This window comes from Microbacterium martis (assembly GCF_047246685.1).
Lineage (GTDB): Bacteria > Actinomycetota > Actinomycetes > Actinomycetales > Microbacteriaceae > Microbacterium.
In genome coordinates this window covers 906257-930054 of the sequence record NZ_JBFOKT010000002.1, presented here as the reverse complement: position 1 = coordinate 930054, position 23798 = coordinate 906257, and the positions used below count along the sequence as shown (strand labels likewise).

Here is a 23798-nt window from a genome sequence, read left to right as displayed (position 1 = left end):
ACATCGCCTTCCGAAGCGCACGCCGGCGCACCCGGCGGCACCCCGAACGCCCGCGCCCTGCGGGTCAGGCGCGCGGGGCGGTGCTGCCGCGCACGATGAGCTCGAGCGCGGGCGGAGCCATGTCGGCGCCGGAGTCGGGCTCGTTCAGCGCCTCGAGCAGCGACCGCACCGAGCGGCGACCGAGATGTGCGAAGGGCTGGGCGACCGTGGTGAGCGGGGGCACGGAGTACTCCGCGAGAGGGATGTCGTCGACGCCGACGACCGACACGTCGTCGGGCACCCGGCGTCCGGCTTCGTGCAGCGCGCGGAGCACCCCGAACGCCATGTCATCGCTGGCCGCGAAGACGGCCGTCGCGGTGGGGATGCGTCCGAGCACCTGTCCGCTGTCGTAGCCCGACCGGGCCGACCAGTCGCCGTGCAGCACGGGCGGCACCTCGCGGTCGGCGGCGACGAGCGCGTCGCGCCAGCCCTGGGTGCGCCCGCTCGTGTCGTGCCACCCGCCCGGTCCGGCGACGTGCCAGACGGTGTCGTGACCGAGCCCGAGCAGGTGCTCGGTGGCGAGCCGGCCCACCTCGACCTGGTCGAGCGTGACGATGTCGGGTCCGGCGCGCAGCAACCCGTCGACGGTGACACAGGGGATCGTGTGCGTGAGGCGGTCGAGCCGGTCGTGCGCGTTCGAGACCTGCACGGCGATGATGACACCCTCGACGCCCTGGTCGATCGCGCGCGAGATCGCGTCGGCCACCGCGGCCGGGTCGGCGGACTCGGCCGTGCCCGTGGTGACCGTGTAGCCGGCGCGCAGCGCCTCGGCCTCGACCCCGTCGGCGAACGCGGCGCGCGAGTACGAGCTGACGCGCAGCTGGATCAGCCCGAGAAGCCGGCTCCGGCCGGACGACAGCGCGCGGGCGGCGTTGTTGCGGCGGTACTCGAGCGCGTTGACGGCATCCATCACCCGGCTGCGGGTCTCTTCGCTCACGTGCGGGTGATCGCGCAGCACGCGCGAGACCGTCTGCGACGACACGCCCGCCAGCCGAGCGACGTCGATCATGCCGGGAGGGCGCGAGTGCTCGGACTCCTTCGCGATCTGCGACACGTGGCTCCCTGCTCTCGCCTGCGTGCGTCCCGGCCGACGCCCCTCCACCGACGATACTCCCCCGGCCATGCCGACCCTCATCCTTTGAGACCCGAGAACGCGATGCCGTCGATCACCCGACGCTGCATGAGGAGGAAGAAGACGAAGATCGGGATCTGCGCCATCAGGGCGGCGGCCAGCATCGACGGGTACTCCGAGCCGTACTCACCCGTGAACGAGGCCAGGCCCACCGCGAGCGGCATCGCGTCTTGACTGTTCACGATGATGAGCGGCCAGAGCAGCGCCGACCAGGTGCCGAGCACGGTGAGGATCGCGAGGGCGCTGAGACCGGGCGACGCGAGCGGCAGCATGATGCGCCAGAACGTCTGCCACGGGTTCGCGCCGTCGAGACGCGCCGCCTCTTCGAGCTCGTCGGGCAGGCCGAGGAAGAACTGCCGCATGAGGAAGATGCCGAACGCGCTCACGATGCCGGGCACCACGATGCCGGGGATGGTGTTGAGCCAGCCGAGCGCCTGGATGGTCTGGTACTGCGGCAGCAGCAGCAGGGTTCCGGGCACCATGAGCATCGACAGGATCAGGCCGAAGATGAATCCGCGTCCGCGGAAGCGCATGCGCGCGAAGACGTATCCGCCGAGCGCGGCGATGGCGACGGTCGCGACGGTGTTCGCCACCGTGATGACGACGGTGTTGCCCATCTGCCGGAAGAACGGCATCCGCTCGAAGACGGCGATGAAGTTGTCGAAGTCCCACGACGTCGGCCACAGGGTCGGCGGCACCGAGGTGACCTGCGTGTTCGTCATGAACGACGCGAGCACCTGGTAGACGAACGGGAAGACCATGGCGATCGCGCCGACGGCGAGCACCAGGTGCACGATCGCGAGCCGCACGTGCGTGGCGAACGGCCGACGACGGCGACGGCGGACGAGGTCGGGGGCGGCCAGCTCAGACATAGTGCACCCACTTCTTCTGGAGGCGGAACTGCACGGCCGTGAGCGCGGCGATGATCGCGATGATCACCACGCCGATCGCGGCGGCGTATCCCTTGTCGTTGTTGATGAACCCCTCGGAGTAGAAGAAGTAGACGAGGGTGCGCGCCTGCAGGGCGTTGGGGCCGGTGCCGAGCATCACGAAGATGAGGTCGAAGACCTGGATGCCGCCGATCATCGTCAGCACCGAGATGAAGAACGTCGTCGGGGTCAGCAGCGGGAGCGTCAGCGAGAAGAACTGGCGGATGGGGCCGGCGCCGTCGATCTCGGCGGCCTCGTAGACCTCGCGCGGGATGCTCTGCAGCGCCGCACCGAAGATGAGGAGGTTCAGGCCGAGCGAGAACCAGACGCCGACGATGCCGATCGCGATGACCGAGACGACCGGTTGCGACAGCCAGAACGGACCCTGGATGCCGATGAGGCTGAGACCGTAGTTGATGAACCCGAACTCACCGCTGTACAGCATCCGCCAGACGATGGCGACGGCGACCGGCATCGTGATGACGGGCAGGAAGTAGATCGCCTGGTAGAAGCGACGGCCGCGGAGGCCGGAGGTGTTGATCAGCGCGGCGAGACCGATGGCCAGCGGCACGTTGAGGAACGCGACGAGCGTGTACAGCGCGGTGTTGCCGAGCGCCTGCAGCAGGTCGGGCCGGGTGAACAGCCGCACGTAGTTGTCGAGGCCGGTCCACTCCGCCTGGCCGAGGAACGACCAGCTCGTGAAGCTGAACCACACGGTGCGCAGCAGGGGCCACAGGAAGAAGACGGCGAGGGGGACGAGCACGGGGGTGAGGAACACCCAGGGCCAGATTCCGTCGGTCCTGCTGCTGCGCCGGCGGCGCGCCTTCTGCCCCGCCGGGCGGGTGACTGCCGCCACCCGCCCGGGGAGTTCCGTGGTGATCGCCATGGCTCAGCGCTTCTCCTTGGCGAGCGCCTCGTCCATGGCGGCGGCGAGTTCCTTCGCCGCCTGCTCGACCGGCTTCTCGCCCTTCCACGCCGGGGTCAGGTACTCGACCTCGAGCTGGTTCCAGGTCGCGGTGTTCAGCGACACGGGGTACGGCGCGGCGTGCGCGGCCTGGTCGACGAAGAGCTGCAGATCCCAGTTCGGGAACGCCTTCGTGAACGAGTCGGCGGCCGACGTGCGGGCCGGGATGCCGAGGCCGGCCTCACCGAAGATCTCGGAGGCCTCCTGCCCGGTGAGGAACGAGCGGAACTTCTGCGCGGCCTCGAGGTTCTTCGAGTTCGCCGCCACGGCGTTCGCCGCTCCCTGGATGGTGGTCACGAGGTCGGACGGACCCTGGGGCAGCGGGGCCACCTTCACGGAGTCGACGATCTCGGAGTCCTTCAGATTGTTGGCCTGCCAGCCGCCCGACCAGAGCATGGCGAGCTTGCCGCTCGTGAAGTACTGCAGCGCCTGGCTCTCGGCGAGCTGGTCGACGGTGGGCGCGGCGCCCTCGGCGATCAGGTCGGTCCAGATCTTGAGGCCCTCGATGGTCTTGGGGTCGCCGTAGCCCGAGGTGGTTCCGTCTTCCGAGATGACCTCGCCGCCCTCTTCCACGATCGTGTTGTAGTAGGTCTCCTGTGCCGCGCCGGGGACGGATGCTGCGCCGTACACGCCCTCGCCCTTCAGCGCCTTCGCGATGTCCTTCGCGGCGGTGGTGAAGTCGTCGAGCGTCCAGCCGGCGGCGGGCGGCGTGACGCCCGCGCGCTCGAAGATGTCGGCGTTGTACCAGACTCCGATGGTGTGGTACGTCTGCGGGGCGGCGAGCACCTTGTCGTCGTAGGTGTAGCTCTTCACGAGCGCCTCGGGGAACTCCTTCGGGTCGTAGTCGTCGGAGACCGGAGCCAGGGTGTCGTTCGACGCGTAGAGCTGGAAGTTCGGCTCGTTGATCCAGAACACGTCGGGCAGCGAGCCGCTCGACGCCTGCGTCTGCAGCTTCGTCCAGTACTGGTCCCACGGCACGGCGGTGACCTCGACGTCGATCTCGGGGTGCTCCTTCTGGAACGCCTCGATGAGCTTGTCGTAGGGCTCCTTGGAGTTGGTGTCCCAGATCATGTAGCTCAGCGACGCGCTGCCGCCGTCGCCGGAGGCCGACGATCCGCATCCCGTGAGCGTCGCAAGGGCCGCCGCGGCCGTCAAGGTCGCTGCTGCCGCAACGGTCAGTCTTCTGTTCACTGTGTCTCCTTCGATGCAGGGAAGTTCACGGCCGACGCCGAATGGTGACCAGAGTATGTGATCGGTGACATATTGCCAAGCCCTATTTTTCCTATGAATCAGTCACGTGCCGTGCGGGTTGTCGGGTTAAGCTGTCATCGATAACATTCCCGTGTATCGTTCCCGCCGCTCGGGCGGGTGCACGCCGACAGAGGAGTCGCCCGTATGACCGTCCCCGCTCCCCTGCTCACCGTCGAGGGCGATGCGCTCCTCCGCGATGGGCGCCCGCATCGCATCCTCGCCGGCTCGATGCACTACTTCCGGGTGCACCCCGACCTGTGGCAGGACCGGCTGCGCCGCCTCGCGGCGATGGGCATGAACACGGTCGACACGTACGTCGCCTGGAACTTCCACCGCCAGCTGCACTCCGACCCGCACGACTTCGGCGGGGCGCGCGACATCGGCCGTTTCGTGCGCCTCGCGCAGGCGGAGGGGCTCGACGTGATCGTGCGACCCGGGCCGTACATCTGCGCCGAGTGGGACAACGGCGGGTTCCCGGCGTGGGTGACCGCGCAGACCGGCCCCCGGGTGCGCAGCCTCGAGCCCGCCTACCTCGACGTGGTCGCGGAGTGGTTCGACCACCTGCTGCCGGAGCTCGTGCCGTTGCAGGCGGCGTTCGGCGGGCCCATCGTCGCCTTCCAGATCGAGAACGAGTACGGCAGCTTCGGCGACGACACCGGATATCTCGAATGGATGCGCGAAGCGATGGGCGAGCGGGGCGTGTCGGAGCTGATGTACACGGCCGACGGTCCGACGCACCTCATGTTCGACGGCGGCACGCTCCCCGGCGTTCTCGCGGCGGCGACGTTCGGCACGAACCCCGATCACGCGGTGGCGCTGCTGCGCGAGCGCGGCCGGGTCGAGCCGTTCCTCTGCGCGGAGTTCTGGGACGGCTGGTTCGATCACTGGGGCAAGGGGCACAACACGCGGTCGGTCGACAGCGCCGCCCACACGCTGCGCGGCATCCTCGAGCACGGATCGGTCAGCGTGTACATGGCGCACGGCGGAACGAACTTCGGTCTGTGGTCGGGCGCCAATGAAGACGACGGCGTGCTCTCGCCCACCGTGACCAGCTACGACTCCGACGCCCCGGTCGGCGAGGACGGCCGTCTCACAGGCAAGTTCCACGCCTTCCGCGAGCTGTTCGGACAGTACGGGGGCGACATCTCGGCCGCTCTGCCGCCCGCGCCCGCCGTGGTCGCGCCGCAGCGCATCGAGCTCACCCCGGGGAGCGACCTGCTGGCGGCCGCGGCATCCGTCTCTCCCGCCGTCCGGCGGGCGGAGACCCGCTCGTTCGACGAGCTCTCGCTGGCCTCGGGGCTGATGCTCTACCGGTCGCGGCCGGTGCTGCCGCCCGAGGAGACCACGCTGACGATCACCGGACTGCACGATCGCGCTCTCGTGTTCGTCGACGGGGTGCTGCTCGGCGTCTCGACCGACGAGACGGCGGTGCTCCCCATCACCGGTGCCGGTCGCGCGGTGGATCTCGAGATCGTCGTCGAGAACGAGGGGCGCATCAACTACGGCCCGATGCTCGGGCAGGGCAAGGGCATTCTCGGGCATGTGCGCGTCGAGCGCCGCAAGGTGCACGGGTGGGAGATGCATCCGCTGCCGCTGGATCGGTGGGGGGCGAGCGAGCTCGACCTGCTGGTGCGGCCGGAGGCGCAGGGCGTGCCGGTGGTCGAGGATCGGAGCGGCCGACCGCGTTTCTCGAGCGGGTCGTTCGAGCTGCCCGAGGCGGCCGACGCGCATCTCGCCCTTCCCGGCGCGGAGCGTGGATTCGTGTGGATCAACGGGTTCCTGCTCGGGCGGTATCGGGCCGAAGGCCCGCAGGAGACCCTGTACATCCCGGCGCCGCTGCTGCGCGCCGACCGGAACACCGTCGTGGTGCTCGACCTGGCCGGAACGGCATCCGTCGCCGAGCTGCGCGACACGCCGTCGCTGGGCGCGCCGGTCGAGTTCGCCGGATACTGACGTCGAGCCCCCACGAGCACGAGAGGCAGCCATGAAGAGCGGATCGCACGGAACAGCGACACGAACCCGACCCCTGCGGGTGGCCGCGGTGGGGCTCGGCGCGCGCAGCGGGATCGCCGCGCACGTCGCCTCGGCGCCGGATGCGGCGGAGGTCGTCGCCCTCGTCGACGTCACCGACGAGGGGCGCGATCGGGGGCGGATGCTGCACCCGACGGCATCCGTCCATTCCTCGGTGGCGGAGCTGATCGCAGCCCAGACGGGCGATCGGCGGATCGACGCCGCGATCGTGACCACCCCCGACGACACGCATGAGGAGGTCGCGGTCGCGCTGCTGCGCGCCGGGATCGCCGTGTACCTCGAGAAGCCGCTGGCGATCAGCGTCGAGGGGGCCGACCGCATTCTCACGGCGGCGGCCGAGACGGGGACCGGGCTGTACGTCGGGCACAACTATCGCCATTCGAGCGTCGTGCAGACGATGCGCAGCGTCATCGAGCGCGGTGAGATCGGCGAGGTGCGGGCGGTGTGGGTGCGGCATTTCGTCGGCAACGGCGGCGACTACTACTTCAAGGACTGGCACGCCGATCGCACGCGCACCAACTCGCTGCTGCTGCAGAAGGGCAGTCACGACATCGATGTGATCCACTACCTCGCGTCGGGGTACACGCGGCGGGTCGTGGGCATGGGCGAGCTGATGCTGTACGGCGGGATCGCCGATCGGCATTCGGGATCGTCGCGGTCGATGCCGGAGTGGTTCTCGATGGACAATTGGCCGCCGGCGGCTCACACCGGGCTCAACCCGGTGGTCGACGTCGAAGACGTGTCGATGATGCTGATGACGCTCGACAACGGGGTGCTGGCCAGTTACCAGCAGTGTCACTTCACGCCCGATTACTGGCGGAACTACACCGTGATCGGCACGGAGGGTCGGCTGGAGAACGTCGGCGACACGGCCGGCGGCGTGGTCAAGGTGTGGAATCGCCGACACGAGTGGCAGATGGCCGGTGATGTGGAGTACCCGATCGGTGGCGACGCGAGCGGTCACGTGGATGCCGACGTACTGACGATCGCCGAGTTCCTCGCCCACGTGGCTCGCGGTGTGCCGACGGTGGTGAGTCCGATCGCCGCGCGCGAGGCCGTGGCAGCGGGGGCGATGGCGGCCGCCTCTCTGCGCGACGGTTCGGTTCCGCGCGACGTTCCGCCCCTCGATCCCGGCGTGGAGGGGTATTTCTCGCGAATCGGTCGCTGAATTCGGGTCGCTGAGTCTCGATCGCTGAGCCTCGGTCGCCGGGTCTGGGTCGCTGAGTCGGGACTATCCGTGGGCCGCTGAGTTCGGGCCGCAGTGCCGCACTGCGATCGTGATCTCCTGGGCGCGCTTCGACGGGCTCAGCGACCCAGGGGACCTTGCCCGCCCGCCGCACCGATCCGGCGCCGCGAATCGTCACGCCGCGATGTCGAACCGTGCCCGCCCGCCGAGGCGCGGAGGTCGCTCGAGGTCGACGTATCGCGGAGGGATGAACCACACCCGCGCGCTGACGCCCGCGCCGTCGATCTCGATCTCCCAGCCGTTGTCGTGAATGCGGTGGTGACACGTCTCGCAGAGCAGCACTCCGTTCGACAGGTCGGTCGGCCCGCTGTCTCGTTGCCACCATCGGATGTGATGGGCTTTCGTCATCGAGGGCGGCAGTCCGCACATCGCGCATCCGCCGTCGCGTTCGACGAGGGCCATGCGTTGCGCTCGGGTGAAGAGCCGCCGTTCGCGCCCCCAGTCGAGGATCTCGCTCTCACCGCCCAGAACCCAGGGGATGACTCCGGCACCGGCCGCCATTCGCCGCGCGGCTCCGGCGCTCACGGTGTGATCGAGTCCGTCGATCGTCGCCGATCCGCAGCCGGACTGCAGGTCGTCGAGGGTCATGCGCACGACCACGGTCGCGCCGGCCAGGGGAACCTCTCGGCTCTCGCATCCGATCACGTGCGTGCAGAACACCGTGAGGGCATCGGCCTGGATCATCGGCACGGAGCGTCGATCTGCGTCGGAGGCCTCGGACGCGGGCGCCTCTTTCCGGGCGGCGAACGCCGCGCTGACGAATCCGCGGATCGCAGTGACCACCGGGGCGGCCGACTCGATGTCGAGTCGCGCGTTGAGGTGCAGCATGCCATCGCGCTCGAACATCGTCAGCGATCGAGCCGCACGGCGCTCTTCGTCACGCGGCTCGGCGCCGTCGGGGTCGAGCCAGGCCTCCGCGCGCACGAGCAGACGACGCACGTCGTCGAGGGAGAGCCCGACGGCGGCCTCGACGAGCGCCTGCTCCCCCTGTTCGATCCGGGCGGGGCCGGCGGCGACCCGGGATCGCTCGAGCAGGGATGTGATCAGCCCCGCCGCCTGCGCACTCAGGTCGCCCGCGGCGAGGGCCGCGCCGACGTGCGCGTATCGCGCCGGGAGCGGCGCCCCGACCAGGTCGGCGCGTGGAGCCGTCGCCTCCCCCACCGCGACCAGCCGGATCGCCTCGGCCGTTGAGACGCCCGTCGTCGCGGCGATGAGCTTCGCCGGCGTGCGGAACCCGTGCTGCTTCGCGAGTCCGTCGGGACCGAGCTCCGCCCGGGATTCGCGAGCGATCCCGGCCGCGACCGCCACGTGCAGAGCGCCGAGGCGTCGCTGCAGCATCCCGATCGCGTCGTTCACCGCGAGCAGCTGCTCGCGGGAGAGGACCGCGATGTCATCAGCATCCGACCAGGCGGAATCGAGGCGAGCCATCGCCTCGTGCATGCCGGTCAGTTGAGCCATGCCTCGATTCTACGCGGCGTGGGAGTCGAGTTTCGAATATTTGTTCGATAGGGTATCGGGATGCCGGTATGCCGCGCGAACAGCGCGACTGGCCAGGCACCGCAGCGGCTCGATGACCGCGACCCGCACCCACCCGCCGTCACGCGCCGCCGGCGAAAGCTCCCCCCGCGCAACGCACCGCGCCTGACCCGCGAGCCACCCGCCACCACCCGCTCCGTCACTCTCGCGACAGCACGATCCCCGCCCGGTCGAGCTCGTCGAAGTCGACGGGAACGTGTCCGCCCTCCCGGTTCGACACGACGAAGCGGCGGCCCGTCGCGGTCGGAGGGTCCCAGTCCTCGATGATGATCGGGCGGCGACCCGAACCCGCCCATCGCGCGTCGATCGCGGCGGCGATGTGCTCCGAGATGTTCATCAGGCTGGTTCCGGCGTTGTCCGACACGATGACCACCGTGTCGCCGTTGGTCAGCTGCCAGGCCTCGGTCCGGTACCGCTGCCGGCCGAACTCGCCGCTGAGCGCCGGCGCCAGGAACTCGACACCGAGCAGCCGGGGTCGGCGGCCGAGCGCTCCACGCTCCGGGTCGACGATGGTGACGGGTTCGGATGCCGCGGGGCCGGCGGCCTCCGACGCCGAACTCGCGGCGACCGTGGGGTCGGCGGCGGGCGTCGGGTCGACGCGCCAGCCCAGATCGGCGAGGTCGAGCATCGCGAGGCCCATCGTCACCGAGTCGGCGTGCCCCAGCGTCGCACCCTCGGCGTCGACGACCTCCCAGAGCGCCCCGGAGCCCGCCCGCAGAGTGCCCGCCGCAGCACCGGTCTCCTTCCAGACCACGTCGTGCCGGCGGGGCCTTCCGATGACCAGATGCGCGCGCAGCCTGCCGTGCACCGTCACCCCGGGCTGGGTGGCGACAACACGGCCCGAGGGGGCGGATGCCGCGTTCACGGCCGGCGCGCCTGACGCCGTCCCTGCCGCAGATGCCCCGCCCGAAACCGTCCCGCCCGAACCCGTCCCGCCCGAACCCGTCCCGCCCGAGACAGCCCAGCCCGAGGCCGCCCCACCCGAGACCGCCCCGCCCGCAGATGCCTCGGGCGCAGCATCCGATCCCCTCGTCCGGCGAGACGGGAGATTGAGGATCGCCAGCACGACCAGCACCACCGCCAGGACGAAGATCAGCCAGAGCCACGACGGGCGGAACACGACGTCGAGAGTCAGATCCTTCTGCAGTTGGATGAGCACGAGCAGCAGTGCCCAGATCGCCGCCGCGATGCCACCGAGCAGGAACATCCAGAACCTCTTCACCCTCGAATGCTAGGGGAGGGCGGCACGGCGCACCCGCACCCGACACCGAACGATCACGACGACGTGGCAATGGGGGAGCCCCCTGCTAGCGTCCCGAACAACACGCGACGCACCGAAGGAGAGCACCCATGAGACCGCTGCGATACGCCATCAACGTGACCCTCGACGGAAGCGTGCATCACGAGGCCGGACTCCCTCCCGACGAGGAGTTCATGCGGTTCTGGACGGCCGAGATGGAACGAGCGGATGCCGAGATCTACGGTCGCGTGACGTACGAGATGATGCGTGCGGCCTGGCGCCGGCCGGACGACGGGGTGTGGCCCGAGTGGATGAGCGAGGCGGAGATCCCGTTCGCGGAGGCGATCGATCGCACGAAGAAGTACGTCGTGTCGAGCACGCTCACCGATGTCGACTGGAATGCCGAGCTGATCCGCGACGATCCGGGCGAGGCGGTCCGGCGGCTGAAGGAGCAGCCCGGCCGTGGCCTGTCGGTCGGCGGCGTGACCCTGCCCACCGCGCTGGCCGAGCTCGGGCTCATCGACGAGTACACGTTCGTCGTGCATCCCGTCGTCGCCGGACACGGACCCCGCCTGCTCGACGGGCTCTCCGAACGGATGCCGCTCGAGCTCGTCGACCGGGCGGAGTTCCGCTCGGGCCTGGTGGTGCAGCGATATCGGCCGGGCGTCAGGCGCGCGGATCCCCCGGGGTGAACTGCACCCGCCGCACTACCGCCCGAGGATCGCCGCCACGAGCGTGCGTCGCAGCCAGGCGCGCAGCTCGTCAGGCGTGTACCCGCGGCGCCCGACGAGAAGATCGAAGGTCTCGGGGCTGGCGATCGCCCAGGCGGTGTCGACCGCTGCATCGCGGCTGAGCCCGGGCGCCAGTGCGTCGGTGGGGATGTCGCCGATGATCCGGGTGAAGAGCCCGTGCCGCAGGCGCTGCAGGTCGTTCCAGTCGTCGGCGATCTCGGGGTCGACCGCGGCGGCGTCGCGGTAGAGGGTCCATCCGGTCGATGCGCGGTCGGCGATCTCGGTGAAGAGGTCAGCCAGCTCCTCCAGGCGCTGCCGAGGTGTGAGGTCGTCGGTGAATCGTGCGGCGGCATCCTCGGGCGAGGCCGCTCCCCCGGCGAGGGTGCGCTCCATGTACCCGCGCAGGAGCGCGCGCTTGCTGCCCCAGGCGGAATAGAGGGTCTGCACCGAGACGCCTGCGGCGGCGGCGAGCCGGGTAACCGTGGTCGCGACGTAGCCGTGCGCGGTGAACTCGACCTCGGCCGCTTCGAGCACCCGGTTGCGCGTGTCGTGCCGCAGCGCGTCGCCGACCCGCTTCTGACGACTGCGTGAGTCGTTCTCCGGAATTCTCTCGCCGGTCATGGACACCAGCGTACTCCATGTTCTAGAGTGACGTTCCAGAGCATTGGAACGCCACTCCAAACCACAAGTCTCGAGGACCGCCATGAACACGACTGCCACCGACACGCCCTGGAAGCGCCCGGGCCGGGCGGCCTACGTCCGCGCGCGGATGCGTGCGCTGCGGCATCCGCCCGTCTCGGTCTATCCGATGTCGGACGACGTCGTCAAAGAGGCGGATGTTCCGGTGCGGATGCCCGACGGCGTCACGCTGCGGCTCAACCTCTTCCGTCCCGCGCAGGCGGAGGGCCCGCTGCCGGTGCTGCTGTCGGCGCATCCGTACGGCAAGGATGCGGTGCCGAAGCGGAAGCGCGGCGGGCGGTGGTCGGTCAACCCGCAGTTCCGCATCATGAATCAGCCGGAGCCGCTGCGCATCTCGGATCAGACCAGCTGGGAGGCGCCCGACCCGGTGTGGTGGGCACAGCAGGGCTATGCCGTGATCAACCTCGACACCCGCGGCGGCGGGCATTCCGAGGGGCGCGGCGACCTGCTGTCGGATCAGAAGGCCGACGACATCGCTCAGGTGATCGCGTGGGCGGCCGCGCAGCCGTGGTCGTCGGGCCGGGTCGGGATGCTGGGGGTGTCGTATCTCGCGCTGTCGCAGTACAAGGTGGCGGCGCTGCAGCCGCCCGCGCTGAAGGCGATCTGCCCGTGGGAAGGTTTCACCGACGCGTATCGCGACTTCTTCACTCCCGGCGGCGTCGTCGAAGACGGGTTCGCGCGCATCTGGCTCTTCATGACGAAGCGCGTGGCCCGCCTGAACTCCGACTTCGCGGCCGAGCGGCGTCGGCATCCGCTTCGCGACGAGTGGTGGGACGCGATCACGCCCGACCTGTCGAGGATCACGGTGCCGATCCTGGAGTGCACGAGCTTCTCCGACGCGAACCTGCACAGCGTCGGGTCGATGCGCGCCTTCCAGAAGGTCGCGTCCACCGAACGGCACGCCTTTGCGCACCGCGGCCCCAAGTGGGCCACCTTCTACGGAGACGACGCGCGCCGGCACCAGCTCGCGTTCTTCGACCGGCACCTGCGCGGGAAAGACGTGCCGGTGCTGCCCGCCGTGCGGCTGGAGGTGAGGGATCGTCGCGACCGGGTGGTCGAGGTGCGCGACGAGAACGAGTGGCCGCTCGCCCGCACCGAGTGGCGGGCGTTGCATCTCGGACCGCGCGGAACGCTGAGTGCGGAGTCGCCCGCCGAGCCGGGCAGCGTCACGTTCGGTCTGAAGACGGATGCTGCCGCGTTCGAGCACCGCTTCGACGAAGACACCGAGCTCACCGGGCCGATGACCCTGCGGCTGCAGGTGTCGACGTCGGGATGCGGCGATCCGCGCCTGTTCGTAGGAGTGGAGAAGTGGGCGGATGGGGCGCCCGTGCCGTTCGAGGGCTCGTACGGATACGGCCGCGACCGCGTCGCCCAGGGGCGGCTGCGGTTGGCGCTGCGGGAGCTCGATCGTGGGGTGAGCGATCCGCATCAGCCGGAGCACACGTTCCGCACGCTCGAGCCGGTGCGCCACGGCGAGCGGATGGAGGTCGTGATTCCGCTGAGCCCGTCGGCGACGCTGTTCCGGGCGGGCGAGAGTCTGCGGCTGCTGATCGCCGGGCGGTATCTGGAACCGCGGAATCCGTGGTTCGGGCACTTCCCGACACGGTATCGCGGGAGTCGGAGTGGGAAGGCGACGGTGGAATGGGGAGTCGCGGGCGGGTCGGTGCTCGAGGTGCCGGTGGTGCCGCGTTGAGCAGCGTGGGTCGCTGAGCCTGTCGAAGCGCGCCGGCCCGCAACCTCCCGAACCTGGGTCGCTGAGCCTGTCGAAGCGCGCCGGCCCGCAACCTCCCGAACCTGGGTCGCTGAGCCTGTCGAAGCGTGCCGTCCCGCAACCTCCCGAACCTGGGTCGCTGAGCCTGTCGAAGCGTCGGTGAGGAAGGCGTCAGCGGCGGCGACGCGTCAGTGCGTCGTTGAGGTCGCGCTGGTCGCGCTCGCGTCTCGCAGGTGGGCCAGCCTGCTCGCCGCTGCGGCGTAGGCCTCGGGGCCCGGGAGCAGCGGCGCGGGAATGCGGATGACCTGATACCCCAAGAGCGGCGCGACGAGGTCGCGGAGCAGGTCGTTGTACGCGCGCTGGCGCGCCCTGCCCTGCGTTCCCGGAAAGCCTTTCGCCGTCTTCGACGCACGGTACCTGTCTGCCTTCGGGCTCCAGGTCGCGCAGAGAGCTCGATACTCGTCGGAGGTCTCGGTCGGCAGCTGGTTCAGCGTGAGAAGCCGGAACGACGTGAAGTGCTGGAGTTCGTCGACCTCGACCACGGTCTTGCTCTCGAGGTGCACGAGGTCGCTCGGGAGGGTGCCGAGCCGCTTCGAGCGTTGCTCGACCTCATCCCCGCCCAGCGCATCGAACGCCCGCTGCAGAGCCGGAAGAGCGGATGCCGCCGCCGCAGGAAGCGCGAAGTGACCGTGGGTGTTCAGCCAGTCGACGCGCGGCATCGGGGTCAGGCGGATGCCGTCCTCGGCCGCGGCCGCTGCGACGGCTCGCTCGACGTCGCCGACCGGCATCAGGCCTCGTCGTCGTTGTGCACGTCGAAGTGCTGGGCGAGTCGATAGAGAGTGAACTCCTGCCGCAGTTTGCACGCGCTGTTCTGGTTCGCGAACAACCCTTTCTCCCAATAGGCGTCGGCCTGTGGGACGGTGCGAATCCATTCCACGGGAACGACCCATTCGTTGTCGTCGTCGGTAGTCGCGTCTCCGTGCGTGTACGACCCCGCGAGCTTTTGCGTCGCCAATCGCTCGGGGAGACCGTCGACCGAGACGAGCGCGTCGTTGAATCGCACGGCTGGTCCGACGACCCGACCGACACCGACGTAGCCGGTCTGCGGGATGTTGACCCACACGCGGGCGCCCTCGGTCAGCGCGCGGATGGTCTGGGTATAGAACTTACCGCCGCCGGCGGAGACGAAACCGAACCGGCGCGCGTCGTCCCAGGCGCGGTCTCCGCCGAATGACACATACCAGTCGAGGCCATTCCACGTCGCGCGTTTCGAGGTCGACTTGGCGAGGCTGCTCGTCGCTCCGTCGTCGGATGCTGCGAGCCACGACCGCGCGAGATACCGCCGGTCGTCGTCTTCGATGTACGTGAAGAACACGGCGTTGATCGGGACGCCGAAGCTCCGCAGGTAAGTGACGATCCTCTCGGAACTGGAATCGAGTGCAGATGCCACGACGGTGAGCTGCAGCTCGCCATTGAGTTCGTCCGGCGGGGCGACACCGAACACTTCCTCGAATGACGCCTCGAACGGTTGCCCCAGGTACTTCTCGGCGATGTCGATGACGTCATCCCGAGAGAGGGTCGACACCCACGAGCCATAATCGAGGACCTGGGCCACGACCTCTCGCGGCGTGCGGTCGCGCTTCAGTTCCAGAACGTGCAGATTGCCTTCGGCGTCGATCGCCAGCAGGTCCAACCGCTTGCCGAAGGGTGTGATGACCTCGCTGCCGATGACGAGCACGGTCGTTCCGAGCAGCGACGGGTCCTGGCGGAGGAACTGGTGCAGGTCATTCTCGGAGGGGAGCGCTGCTGCGGTGAGCGGTTTGGGCCGCTGGCCGTCGATGCGCCACATTCTCATTTCCACGGCCATCGGTTGGGCTCCCTCCGGGAATGTATGGACGCGGCTCACTCTATTGGGCAAGTGGTGAGTGCGGCGCCCTGGCGATCGTGTTCAGCTCTCAGTTCTTGCAGCTGATCGATGTGCCTTGGCTGGTGTATCCGCTGGTGGCGCTCGAGATCATCGTGATGATCGTTATGCCGCGGATCACCAAGATCGTGCGGGCGCCGCTCATCTCAGTCCTGATCGTGACCGGAGTCGTGCTGGCGTTCGCGATCACCGTGCCGACCGTCGGCGATCAGGGCGAGCTGCCGCGGAGCCTGCCTTCACTCTTCGTGCCGAACATCCCCTGGACGTGGGAGACGTTCACGATCATCGCGCCGTTCGCGCTCGGGGTGGCGCTGGTCGGGCTGATGGAGTCGCTGCTCACCGCGGAGCTCGTCGACGAGATCACCGACACCCGCTCGAACAAGACGCGGGAGTCGTGGGGCCGAGGTGTCGCGAACGTGCTGTCGGGAAATCTTCGGCGGCATGGGCGGATGCGCGCTGACTGACCTTGCGGAGTTATCCCTCTCCGACCTCTTGACCTTCACGCTCGCATCCAACGCGAGTTCGCCCACCGCGGGGTCTCTAGAACGGGGGCTATCCAAGGCGAGGCCGGAGGGGGCTTGGCGCTTGCGGTCCAGGGCGGTACCTTGCCACCGCCCTGGACAAAGGCCTACGGCCTGATCGACGCTCAGGGGAGGCTGGTCTAGGTGAAGACCCGCACGCTTCCCATGGGTGATCAACGATATCTTCCAGTTCCACAGCCGCGACTTCCACATCGCCGTGTGCATCCGATTCGATTGCGCCTAACGAGCTTAAGTGGGCTCGCGAGTTCGACAACTCAGAGCTGCGCTCGCTAGTGAATCCTCACGCGCAGGGCCCTCGCCTGCCGATGGGCGAGCACGTGCGAATGATCGAGATGTCACGCCTGCGTTTCGAGCCGCATACGACGCACTGCGCGAGCAGATATGAGCGTCTTGCCGCGCCCGGTTGAGACGACGCGAGGTGGCTTTAGCCCGGCAATAGCGGGACCGGATCAGCGGTACACAGACTCGAGTTGATATGCGAGCCGGGTCGCGTCTGGCCAACCCGCCGCTACGAAAGTGTCCAGCACCTCGATGAGTGCACCGCGCGCGGCGTCATCGGTTTGGAAGATGCTCCGATGCTCGGCGAGGTAGCGCTGCGCGACCCCGACCATGAAGGACGCTCCAATTCGATCGTACTGATAGCCGCCCGCACGCCCAAGGGAAAGAACCTCAGCCATCTTGCAGAGGATCATCGACGGCTCGACAGGCGCCGAGTAGTCGAGCACTTGGAGGATGTGATGAATGATCGACGGGTGGGGCATCGCCGTTAGCGCGTCCAACAGATCTGCGGCGTCGTCGAAGAAGGCGCGGTCTGGTAGACGCCGCTCCCCGTCTCGGCCACCGTACGCCCCCGACGCGAAGTAGACGTCCGAACTGATCGCGTCTGCGACATGCCAGAGGGAGCTGCTGAGCGCAGCAGACGCGCCGGGGTCTGGGGAGTTTACAATCGCTTCGACCAGTGTCTTCACGTGAGCGATGGCGGCCAGAGCCATGGTGAAGCCGCGCTGACGGATCGCGCGCGCAGCCACGCCGTCTGCTGCCAAAGCGGCCCGGAGGTAGTCCTGCATCGCGCCTGCCACCGACGCGTCCTCCGACTCGGCAAGCCACTGAAGCACAACATCCCTGAACGTATCGTCGTTGCGCCAGAGCCACCGCCAGACGACAACTCCGACGCAAACCTCGCGGACGGGTTTTCCTCGAGCCCCGAGATCGACAGAATCTTCGTAGCGGGCCACCAACCGCTCCAGGAGCAGACTCGGCCGGTCGACCATCTGTGCCTCGAGCCGCACGACCAGGGTTCGAACCGCGCCCGAGTCGTCGCGTGCCAGGGCGTCGATCAGATCCCAGGTGAATGGCGAATCGTCGCCGGCGAGCTCGTACAGGCCTCGGGCGATAGCGAAGCGAACGGCGACTGCATAGTCACCCGTGAGCTCTAAGACCGCCCGCGATAGACGCTCTCGATGTGCCCCTTGGTGGATCATATGCATCATCGCGACTACAGCCGCGACGCGGCCAGAATCGGACAACGCGGGTGTGGCATCGAAGGTTTCGAGGTCGACAAGAGCCGAGTCGTCGGCCGTTGTTGCGACAGAGATGGCGATCTCGCCTAGTTCTTCGAGCGCTGACGGATCCAATGCCAGCGGTAGCGTTGACCTGCATATTGGCTCGAGGGCGCGACCAATCTCGTTGCGCGCCCAGTCAGTCAATCGGGTCGGCACTCTTTGCCGCTGAGCTTCGAGGACCGCTTTGGCCGCTCGAACGTGGCGCCACCCATCTAGGGCACGTTCCACTTCCATGGGTGTCGGTTGATTCCGAATTGCCCTTACAGGCTGCAACGCCGAGATTACTAGCGAATGCTCAGGGTGTGCGGGGTCAACGCCGTTCTCGCGAAGTCGCCAGTCTTCATACGAATCCTCGGCAGGTGCGGTGTTGTAAGTCCGTGAGTCAGAATCCGACTCCTCCATGACTATCGCAGCGCGCTTATCTCGCGCCTCCTGCGTTATGAGAGCCTCGGCAGGAAGCGCCGTGAGCAACCGCGCTCCCATGATCTGCTCACGGGATCCGCTCGCACTTGTACTGAGCGACAAGACCGCGACTTCGATGTCCGCGCGGGCTTCGGCGGGAAGGCTGGCGAAGCCGAGGCGGAGTGCTTGGCGAATGGGCTGTCCCAGTCCGCGCGATAGCAGAGCCCCGCGCGCTTCGAACAGTGGACTTAGACCAGCAAGCCGCGCTCCGTCAGGCCTTGCAGCCGATATCAGAGTCCTCCATATGGCCGCGGGGGCGGCGAGACCTCGCACGTGGTCGAGTACTCGAACGAACGGGTCGTTCGTCAGCGAAGACGATGTCGCCAACTGATCAGCGAGCCACCGGCCAAACGACGCGAGAAGCTTCGACTCACTGTCGTACTCGCTGTCCATCGTCCAATAGCGGTTGCTCTCGATTACCTGCACCTCCACGCCGTTCCATGGGATAACGATCGACTCATCACCTCCTCCTAGGCGGCTGGAGTACATACGCAGAATCGCCGAAAGTGCCGCGATCGCCTCGCGCTCGGCTACCGCGATGAAGTGTTCGTAGTTCTGTGCGAGCAAGTAGTGAGCGGATTCGTAGTCCTGTCGTCGATTCGACGTCAGTCCGAGGATGCCTTGGGAGAGCGATGTTGCGTCCTGAGACGTTTCTTCGTGCTCGAACGCGGCTACGTAGATGTCTCGCACGAGTTGAGGGGCGGTATCCGCAAGTCGAACGATCCCGTGCGCGAGAGCGGGCATCTCGAAGTAGCCGAGGTCAGCGAGCCGCTGGGGCTCGATGATCTGGCGGATCAATTCGTCGCTACCGTCGCGATCGGACTCAAATGTCGCGACGAGGGCAGCGATCGCCACGTGCAAATAGAACCGCTCATTCCGCCCCGTAGCGGCGCACCAGCGAAACAAGGCGCGCGCCGCACTCCCGATGAACCCGGCGACCTCCGCGTCACTAATCACGGGAGACTGGCTCAGATCGTGCACGAGCGCTCTGACCACGGGAGCGACATCATCATCGAGTCGGCGCGATAGGTCAGCGCAGAGCTCCCCCCACACCCTGGCCGCGCCCACGTCCAGCTCGGTCTCCGACGCCAGGTGAGCACCGACAAGATGACGCACGATAGCGAGTGCGTCGAGCCTCTGGTCGTCGAGGAGGGACATCAGAGCAATCCAATCGCTTTGGCCGCTGATTAGACGAGCGGCGACCGCGGGGCTGATGGTTTTGGCGACCTCGGGTACTGCCTCCCTCGCCAGATCGAGCGTCGCTTGCCAGAAGGCCCCCCGTTCGAGATCGAGTGACCACAAATACTCGAAGAACATGTCGAAGCTCGGCCGCGCAACGAGTAAGCCACGCGCGTTGTCTTGGACGATCAGTTCGGCGACGTTGTGGCTGTATCGGATCACCACGCGCGAGAGTGCGTAGTCGAAGAGAACATGATGCGCGAAACCAATGCCGACATCCGGCCCACGCGCTCCCGCTACCTCAACGAGCACGCCGTCCCTCAGGAGCCTCGTCACCGCGTCCATGTGACCGGCGTCGATCGTGAACCTGTCCACGGCGAGGGTTCCTGTACGTAGCGCCAAGTCGCAGAGGAATTTGAGGGCGAGTTCGTTGCTGCCGGCGACCCGCGCATCCTTGCGAATACGCCAATCCCAGTACGCCCCCAGAAGCTTCGAGGTCGTATCTACCGCGTAGTCTGGCAGGCTGTCGTCGCCTGCGAGTTGAGCAAATATCCAGAGGCAGAATGGATTACGGAGCAACTGCCGCAGGGTTATGCCCGCAGACGCGATCGCCGCTGCAAGCTGCGGCGCGGACGCCACCACCTGTCCGAGTTCTGTGTCCGATAGCGGTGGCACAAGGAAGTGGCGCGTGCGGCTGAGACCGGGAACTTGATAGCGTTCATCCGCCGATGCCGGTTGCCCCGAGAAGAGGTGAGCGAGCACGGCATTCGACCGGAGGTCGAAACTACGAATCGAGGCGATCACGTGAAACCTGCCTCGGTGGTCGATCACGTCCCTCATGAGGTCAAAGAGGGCGTCCTGGGTACGAGATCCGCGTCCAGCGTCAAGGGCGTCGATGACGAGATACCCCGGGCGATTACCGAACCAATGGGCGAGCACATCGCTTAGGTCGTGGTCGAGCCCGAGCTCCACGCGAAGCTCGCTCGCCGTGCTGCCGGCGACCGCGTCAGCTGCGATGAACACTACGTCCGCGGAGGTCATCCGCGCGGAGATCAGCTGTGCCAATACCCCGGACTTGCCTGCGCCGGGCTCGCCGGTGATCAGAAGCGAAGCACTAGCCGAGGCGTCATAAAGTTCCGCCTCGAAGTCGCGGGTGATGTTGACGGACGCCCGATTGTCACCAGGAAGACTCCGGAAGCGATTCAGGCGAGATATCCCGGAGGCGGTGATCGACTGAAGCCGCCCTATGTCCGCTCGGTAATCGGGAAGCGAGCCGAGCTGGAAGCCATGACTCGACAGCCGATCCGCGAGCCATGCCGACGTCATGCCGGTTTGAAGGATTGCGGTCTCGCTGGCGGCCGCGACTACGTCTTGCCAGGCCGCGCGGGCATGGGACGGCTCTGCCAGTATCGCGCGAAGATGGCCCTCGGCTTCAAGAGTTGCGGGTTCGTCAGGGCCAGTGTCCACCGTCGTGACGTAAAGCTTCTTCAGAAGGCTGAGCATGTCGTGCTCGTCCGCCCCACCTTGCGCCGACTCTGCCCATACCGCGTTCAAGTGGCCGAGGACAACTCCCCGTACGGCCCTTTCCCGTGCGTTGCGACACGTGGTCGCTTCATCGATGCTCTGCTCGCGGCGCATGCGTTCAAGCACTCGTGGCAGGTCATGCTTCACGCCTGCGCTGCTCTCCGACGACACAACGAGCACGAACCGGTCAGTCGTTTCGGCAGTGGCGGATTGCCGCACGAACTGATCGAGCGCCTTGCGTAGCGGCGTGCCTACAGAACGTCCGGCGTCCACGCGATGCTTGACCTGGATGAACGCGTGATCGCCACGGTCATTCTCCACCCGAATGTCATCGACCGCGGTCGCGGTTTCCAGGTAGATCCGCTCAATCGTCGAATTTTGCGGCCAGTCCCAGAGCACGGCAGCGTCGCCGCCCGTCAGCGCGCGTATCGCGAGCCACGCGGCCACCCTTGATTGATACTCCGCTCCGAGCACCATAGCGGCTCCGCCGCTACGACCTTCTGGCATGTTTTCTCTACTCACTGTGCATGATGCCAACGGATGGATGTGGATCGCGAAACGATAGTGCCGCCACCGATCGCACCCATGTTGGCATCACTCTGAGCTACGCATGCCAACCGCTCCAATCCTGGATCACATGATCGCAACCACCGCCCAGACCCGCGCGCGTAGCGAGTGGCAGAAACGTCTGCGAGCAGGCCGGACAGGAGGAAAGGGGTGCTGGCCCATTTCTTGCAGCGCGAGCAATTGTCGAGCGATGCCTGACCGCCGTTCGTCTCGACCCGTGCGGTGACCGAACACTGTTGCCGGCGAGTTCACGCCTTGAGACTTCGTCAAGGATGATTTTGTCGCTGACGGCGTGATTCGAGCGATGGAGGCAGCGATTCCTCTAAAGTTTGGGGACCAGCGCCAAGGAGCCCCTGTGACGTCCTACTCTCTGCTGTCGCTCGGCGACATCATGATGCATCAGATCACGCGCGCTTCGCGCGAGGCACCGTTTGAGCTGACCCTCACCGAGGAGCCAGTGGAACTGACCGCGCAGAATCGCGAATTCCTTACTAGCCGTCTCGTTGACGCACTGCGTTCGCGCGACCTGCCGATCGTGCGAGACACAGCGGTGGACAGCACGACTCCTTCGTGCGTCTTGGGCATTTGGCAAGACCCAGAAACGCTTGTCGAGCGATCTCGGTCGATGGCGGACGAGCTGCAGTCTAAGCAACCAGGCACATCTCTTCCTGGGCTGCTGGTGGTGGCAGTCGGCACGCTCGGGCAAGACGACGTCATTGTGGTGGCGAAGATCGAGCACCAAGCCGCGATCCGCATCGAAACGCAGACCAACGCCGCCGGTCATCAAGTGTTCCGCTTGGAGCGGCTGAAGGATCTGGTCTTCGGGGACGGTGCTCGCGTGTACAAGGTGGCTGTCTTCTCGCGAGCTGCCTCGTCTACTGGCCAACTGTCCGGCGATCTCGCCGACGTTCAGAACCGCGGTGGGCTGGCCAACTACTTCTTGAGCGCATTCCTCGGCATGAAGCTGCGGGAAGAACCGTCGGTGCTGACGGAACAGTTCTTGACCCGAATGACCAATGCGATCAACGACAGCTCGCTGAGCCCGGAGGACAAGCTCAATGTCCAGTCAGCATTGGTTACCCAGCTCGCCTCCAACTCAAGTCAGGTCAGCGGACACACCTTTGTCCGCGACCATGTCCCTACTGGACATCAAGCGGAGTTGTCGCACCTTGCCTCCACCGCGAAGGTTCCGATGTCCCAATTTCCGAAAGACACTGTTCAAGTCGCCACGAGGTTGAGACGACTTCGCTTGGACTACTCGGACGACATCGTCGTGATCGCTCCCCCGGAAGCCGTTGGTGATGGGAAGCGCGTCCAGGTGTCTCAGTCCGACGCGAATGGAAGTGACACCATCACGATCACCGGCGGTCGTCTCGGGAACGTGCGCAGCAATGGCAGCCGCTGACGAACCACGCGCAGTGTTTGAGGCCTATAGGGCCAATGAAGCTGCTTACCTCGCTGCGCGGGACGAGTTGGAGCGACGGATCCGTGAAGCGCTCACCGCTGTCGGCATCCGACCTTCAATGATCGTGAGCCGCGCCAAGGACGCCGTCGAACTGTACAAGAAGCAGAGGCGCAAAGCGTACGTGGACTTCTGGGCTACGTGCCCAGATGTCATTGGCGTGCGGGTCGTAGTGTCGGTTGCGGGTGACAAGATAGCCGCACAGCAGGCGCTGGAGGCGAGCGATGATCTCGAAGTGTTCAAGGTCGAAGATCAAGCGCAGGATGCCGACCCAAACCTGCTCGCCTACCACGGCCTGCACGTCCACGTGCGAGCACACGACCTGGTCGGCGCCGATGGGGCCGCGATTCGCTGCGAAGTCCAGATACGGACGCTTGCTGAACATGCCTGGGCCGAGACGGAGCATCGCTACCTCTACAAGAAGAGTGACGGCATTCCGAAGGGCGTGAGACGCATCTTCCGTCGGCTTCTAGTCCTGGTGGAGTTGTTCGATGAGGAGTTGCAGAAGGGAGTGGAGCTAGTGAAAAAAAGTCCCGCCTTCGCGCGCCACAACTTTCTCCGATCGCTCGAGCAACGGTTCGCGGGGATGACCACGGAAGTTGGAGACGAGCGCCTCACAAAAGACGTCCTGGAGACGCTCGCCCGGAACGGCTACGACGATGTTGTGGTCTTGAACGAATTGGTTGCGACGTATCTTGACGCTCACGAGGACGACGCCCGTAAGATCTTGGAGCTTCATGGCGCGAACAGTGATGGATTCGACCCCGATGATGCCTGGATACTGACGCAGCCAGAGTCGATCCTTCTGCTTGCGCTGCTAGATCAGGACGAGTACCAACTAGCTGCCGCGCTCCAAGGTGAGGACCTTTCGCACTACGTAGAGCCGCTTGCCCGGTGGGCGGATCACCCCGGCTTCTTCCGAGCCTAGGCCACCTCTTGACCGACACTCTAGGTTGGGCGGGCTCCTCGTAGCCCGTTTGCCCAGCCGCCCCCTGATGGCGACGACCCCAGAACGAGCCCTACACTGCGGCGTACGGTCTGCGGAGCGGGTCGCCCCCGCAGACCCA

16 protein-coding genes and 1 pseudogene are annotated in these 23798 nt (G+C 66.9%); 7 read left to right on the top strand and 10 right to left on the bottom strand.

Translation table 11 applies throughout. From position 1 onward, the window contains the following. Positions 1–64: 64 nt before the first annotated feature. The 4 genes from AB3M90_RS12380 to AB3M90_RS12365 are packed head-to-tail and all read right to left on the bottom strand — an operon-like array spanning position 65 to position 4255. Entirely contained in the window at positions 65–1162 is a 1098-nt protein-coding gene (locus tag AB3M90_RS12380; RefSeq protein ID WP_412952336.1) for a LacI family DNA-binding transcriptional regulator, read from the bottom strand. An 8-nt stretch (positions 1163–1170) separates the two neighbouring features. Beyond that, the gene (locus AB3M90_RS12375; RefSeq protein WP_412952334.1) at positions 1171–2043 is read right to left on the bottom strand and encodes a carbohydrate ABC transporter permease; all 873 of its coding nucleotides are present in this window, start codon (positions 2041–2043) and stop codon (positions 1171–1173) included. After that, positions 2036–2986: a carbohydrate ABC transporter permease gene (locus AB3M90_RS12370; protein ID WP_412952332.1), complete on the bottom strand. Its 951-nt coding sequence runs from the start codon at positions 2984–2986 to the stop codon at positions 2036–2038. The genes AB3M90_RS12375 and AB3M90_RS12370 overlap by 8 nt, the downstream gene beginning before the upstream one ends. Before the next feature lie 3 nt (positions 2987–2989). Beyond that, positions 2990–4255: an ABC transporter substrate-binding protein gene (locus tag AB3M90_RS12365; RefSeq protein ID WP_412952331.1), complete on the bottom strand. Its 1266-nt coding sequence runs from the start codon at positions 4253–4255 to the stop codon at positions 2990–2992. A 204-nt stretch (positions 4256–4459) separates the two neighbouring features. Here AB3M90_RS12365 and AB3M90_RS12360 point away from each other — a divergent pair, with 204 nt between their 5' ends. Both AB3M90_RS12360 and AB3M90_RS12355 read left to right on the top strand, forming a co-directional pair. Further along, complete coding sequence (locus AB3M90_RS12360) at positions 4460–6268, top strand: glycoside hydrolase family 35 protein (RefSeq protein WP_412952329.1); 1809 nt, start codon at positions 4460–4462, stop codon at positions 6266–6268. Between the two features lie 31 nt (positions 6269–6299). Further along, positions 6300–7514, top strand: coding sequence for a Gfo/Idh/MocA family protein (locus tag AB3M90_RS12355; RefSeq protein ID WP_412952327.1), 1215 nt, complete (start codon positions 6300–6302; stop codon positions 7512–7514). A 192-nt stretch (positions 7515–7706) separates the two neighbouring features. On the opposite strand, the gene AB3M90_RS12350 is transcribed toward AB3M90_RS12355, so the two are convergent. Together AB3M90_RS12350 and AB3M90_RS12345 are read right to left on the bottom strand one after the other, a co-directional pair. Then, a complete protein-coding gene (locus tag AB3M90_RS12350; protein WP_412952325.1) occupies positions 7707–9050 on the bottom strand; it encodes a DUF222 domain-containing protein in 1344 nt (447 codons plus the stop codon). Positions 9051–9267: 217 nt separating this feature from the next. Beyond that, positions 9268–10350 (bottom strand): hypothetical protein, encoded by a 1083-nt coding sequence (locus AB3M90_RS12345; protein WP_412952323.1) that lies wholly within the window; start codon positions 10348–10350, stop codon positions 9268–9270. Positions 10351–10478: 128 nt separating this feature from the next. Between AB3M90_RS12345 and AB3M90_RS12340 the strand changes: the two genes are divergently transcribed. After that, entirely contained in the window at positions 10479–11060 is a 582-nt protein-coding gene (locus AB3M90_RS12340; RefSeq protein ID WP_412952322.1) for a dihydrofolate reductase family protein, read from the top strand. A gap of 15 nt (positions 11061–11075) precedes the next feature. Here AB3M90_RS12340 and AB3M90_RS12335 read toward each other — a convergent pair whose 3' ends face one another. Further along, complete coding sequence (locus AB3M90_RS12335) at positions 11076–11720, bottom strand: TetR/AcrR family transcriptional regulator (RefSeq protein ID WP_412952320.1); 645 nt, start codon at positions 11718–11720, stop codon at positions 11076–11078. Between the two features lie 82 nt (positions 11721–11802). On the opposite strand from AB3M90_RS12335, the gene AB3M90_RS12330 reads away from it, so the two are divergent. Then, a complete protein-coding gene (locus AB3M90_RS12330; protein ID WP_412952319.1) occupies positions 11803–13491 on the top strand; it encodes a CocE/NonD family hydrolase in 1689 nt (562 codons plus the stop codon). 206 nt (positions 13492–13697) lie between these two features. On the opposite strand, the gene AB3M90_RS12325 is transcribed toward AB3M90_RS12330, so the two are convergent. Further along, entirely contained in the window at positions 13698–14297 is a 600-nt protein-coding gene (locus AB3M90_RS12325; protein ID WP_412952317.1) for a DUF7255 family protein, read from the bottom strand. Continuing rightward, the gene (locus AB3M90_RS12320; protein WP_412952316.1) at positions 14297–15415 is read right to left on the bottom strand and encodes a DUF8606 domain-containing protein; all 1119 of its coding nucleotides are present in this window, start codon (positions 15413–15415) and stop codon (positions 14297–14299) included. The genes AB3M90_RS12325 and AB3M90_RS12320 overlap by 1 nt, the downstream gene beginning before the upstream one ends. Positions 15416–15429: 14 nt before the next feature. On the opposite strand from AB3M90_RS12320, the pseudogene AB3M90_RS12315 reads away from it, so the two are divergent. Then, a pseudogene (locus tag AB3M90_RS12315) lies at positions 15430–15892 on the top strand (SulP family inorganic anion transporter); the annotation flags it as partial. A 532-nt stretch (positions 15893–16424) separates the two neighbouring features. Here AB3M90_RS12315 and AB3M90_RS12310 read toward each other — a convergent pair. After that, entirely contained in the window at positions 16425–21149 is a 4725-nt protein-coding gene (locus tag AB3M90_RS12310; protein ID WP_412952315.1) for an NACHT domain-containing protein, read from the bottom strand. A 475-nt stretch (positions 21150–21624) separates the two neighbouring features. On the opposite strand from AB3M90_RS12310, the gene AB3M90_RS12305 reads away from it, so the two are divergent. Together AB3M90_RS12305 and AB3M90_RS12300 are read left to right on the top strand one after the other, a co-directional pair. Beyond that, positions 21625–22674 carry a nucleoid-associated protein gene (locus tag AB3M90_RS12305; RefSeq protein WP_412952313.1) on the top strand — a complete coding sequence of 350 codons (1050 nt, stop codon included), beginning with the start codon at positions 21625–21627 and terminating at the stop codon, positions 22672–22674. Continuing rightward, positions 22661–23659, top strand: coding sequence for a hypothetical protein (locus tag AB3M90_RS12300; protein WP_412952312.1), 999 nt, complete (start codon positions 22661–22663; stop codon positions 23657–23659). The genes AB3M90_RS12305 and AB3M90_RS12300 overlap by 14 nt, the downstream gene beginning before the upstream one ends. Positions 23660–23798 lie beyond the last annotated feature (139 nt).

Excerpts from the sequence above, each read along its gene's own strand:
- AB3M90_RS12380 (WP_412952336.1), bottom strand. The coding sequence starts at position 1,162 with ATGGCCGGGGGAGTATCGTCGGTGGAGGGGCGTCGGCCGGGACGCACG.
- AB3M90_RS12375 (WP_412952334.1), bottom strand. The coding sequence starts at position 2,043 with ATGTCTGAGCTGGCCGCCCCCGACCTCGTCCGCCGTCGCCGTCGTCGG.
- AB3M90_RS12370 (WP_412952332.1), bottom strand. The coding sequence starts at position 2,986 with ATGGCGATCACCACGGAACTCCCCGGGCGGGTGGCGGCAGTCACCCGC.
- AB3M90_RS12360 (WP_412952329.1), top strand. The coding sequence starts at position 4,460 with ATGACCGTCCCCGCTCCCCTGCTCACCGTCGAGGGCGATGCGCTCCTC.
- AB3M90_RS12355 (WP_412952327.1), top strand. The coding sequence starts at position 6,300 with ATGAAGAGCGGATCGCACGGAACAGCGACACGAACCCGACCCCTGCGG.
- AB3M90_RS12350 (WP_412952325.1), bottom strand. The coding sequence starts at position 9,050 with ATGGCTCAACTGACCGGCATGCACGAGGCGATGGCTCGCCTCGATTCC.
- AB3M90_RS12340 (WP_412952322.1), top strand. The coding sequence starts at position 10,479 with ATGAGACCGCTGCGATACGCCATCAACGTGACCCTCGACGGAAGCGTG.
- AB3M90_RS12335 (WP_412952320.1), bottom strand. The coding sequence starts at position 11,720 with ATGACCGGCGAGAGAATTCCGGAGAACGACTCACGCAGTCGTCAGAAG.
- AB3M90_RS12330 (WP_412952319.1), top strand. The coding sequence starts at position 11,803 with ATGAACACGACTGCCACCGACACGCCCTGGAAGCGCCCGGGCCGGGCG.
- AB3M90_RS12325 (WP_412952317.1), bottom strand. The coding sequence starts at position 14,297 with ATGCCGGTCGGCGACGTCGAGCGAGCCGTCGCAGCGGCCGCGGCCGAG.
- AB3M90_RS12300 (WP_412952312.1), top strand. The coding sequence starts at position 22,661 with ATGGCAGCCGCTGACGAACCACGCGCAGTGTTTGAGGCCTATAGGGCC.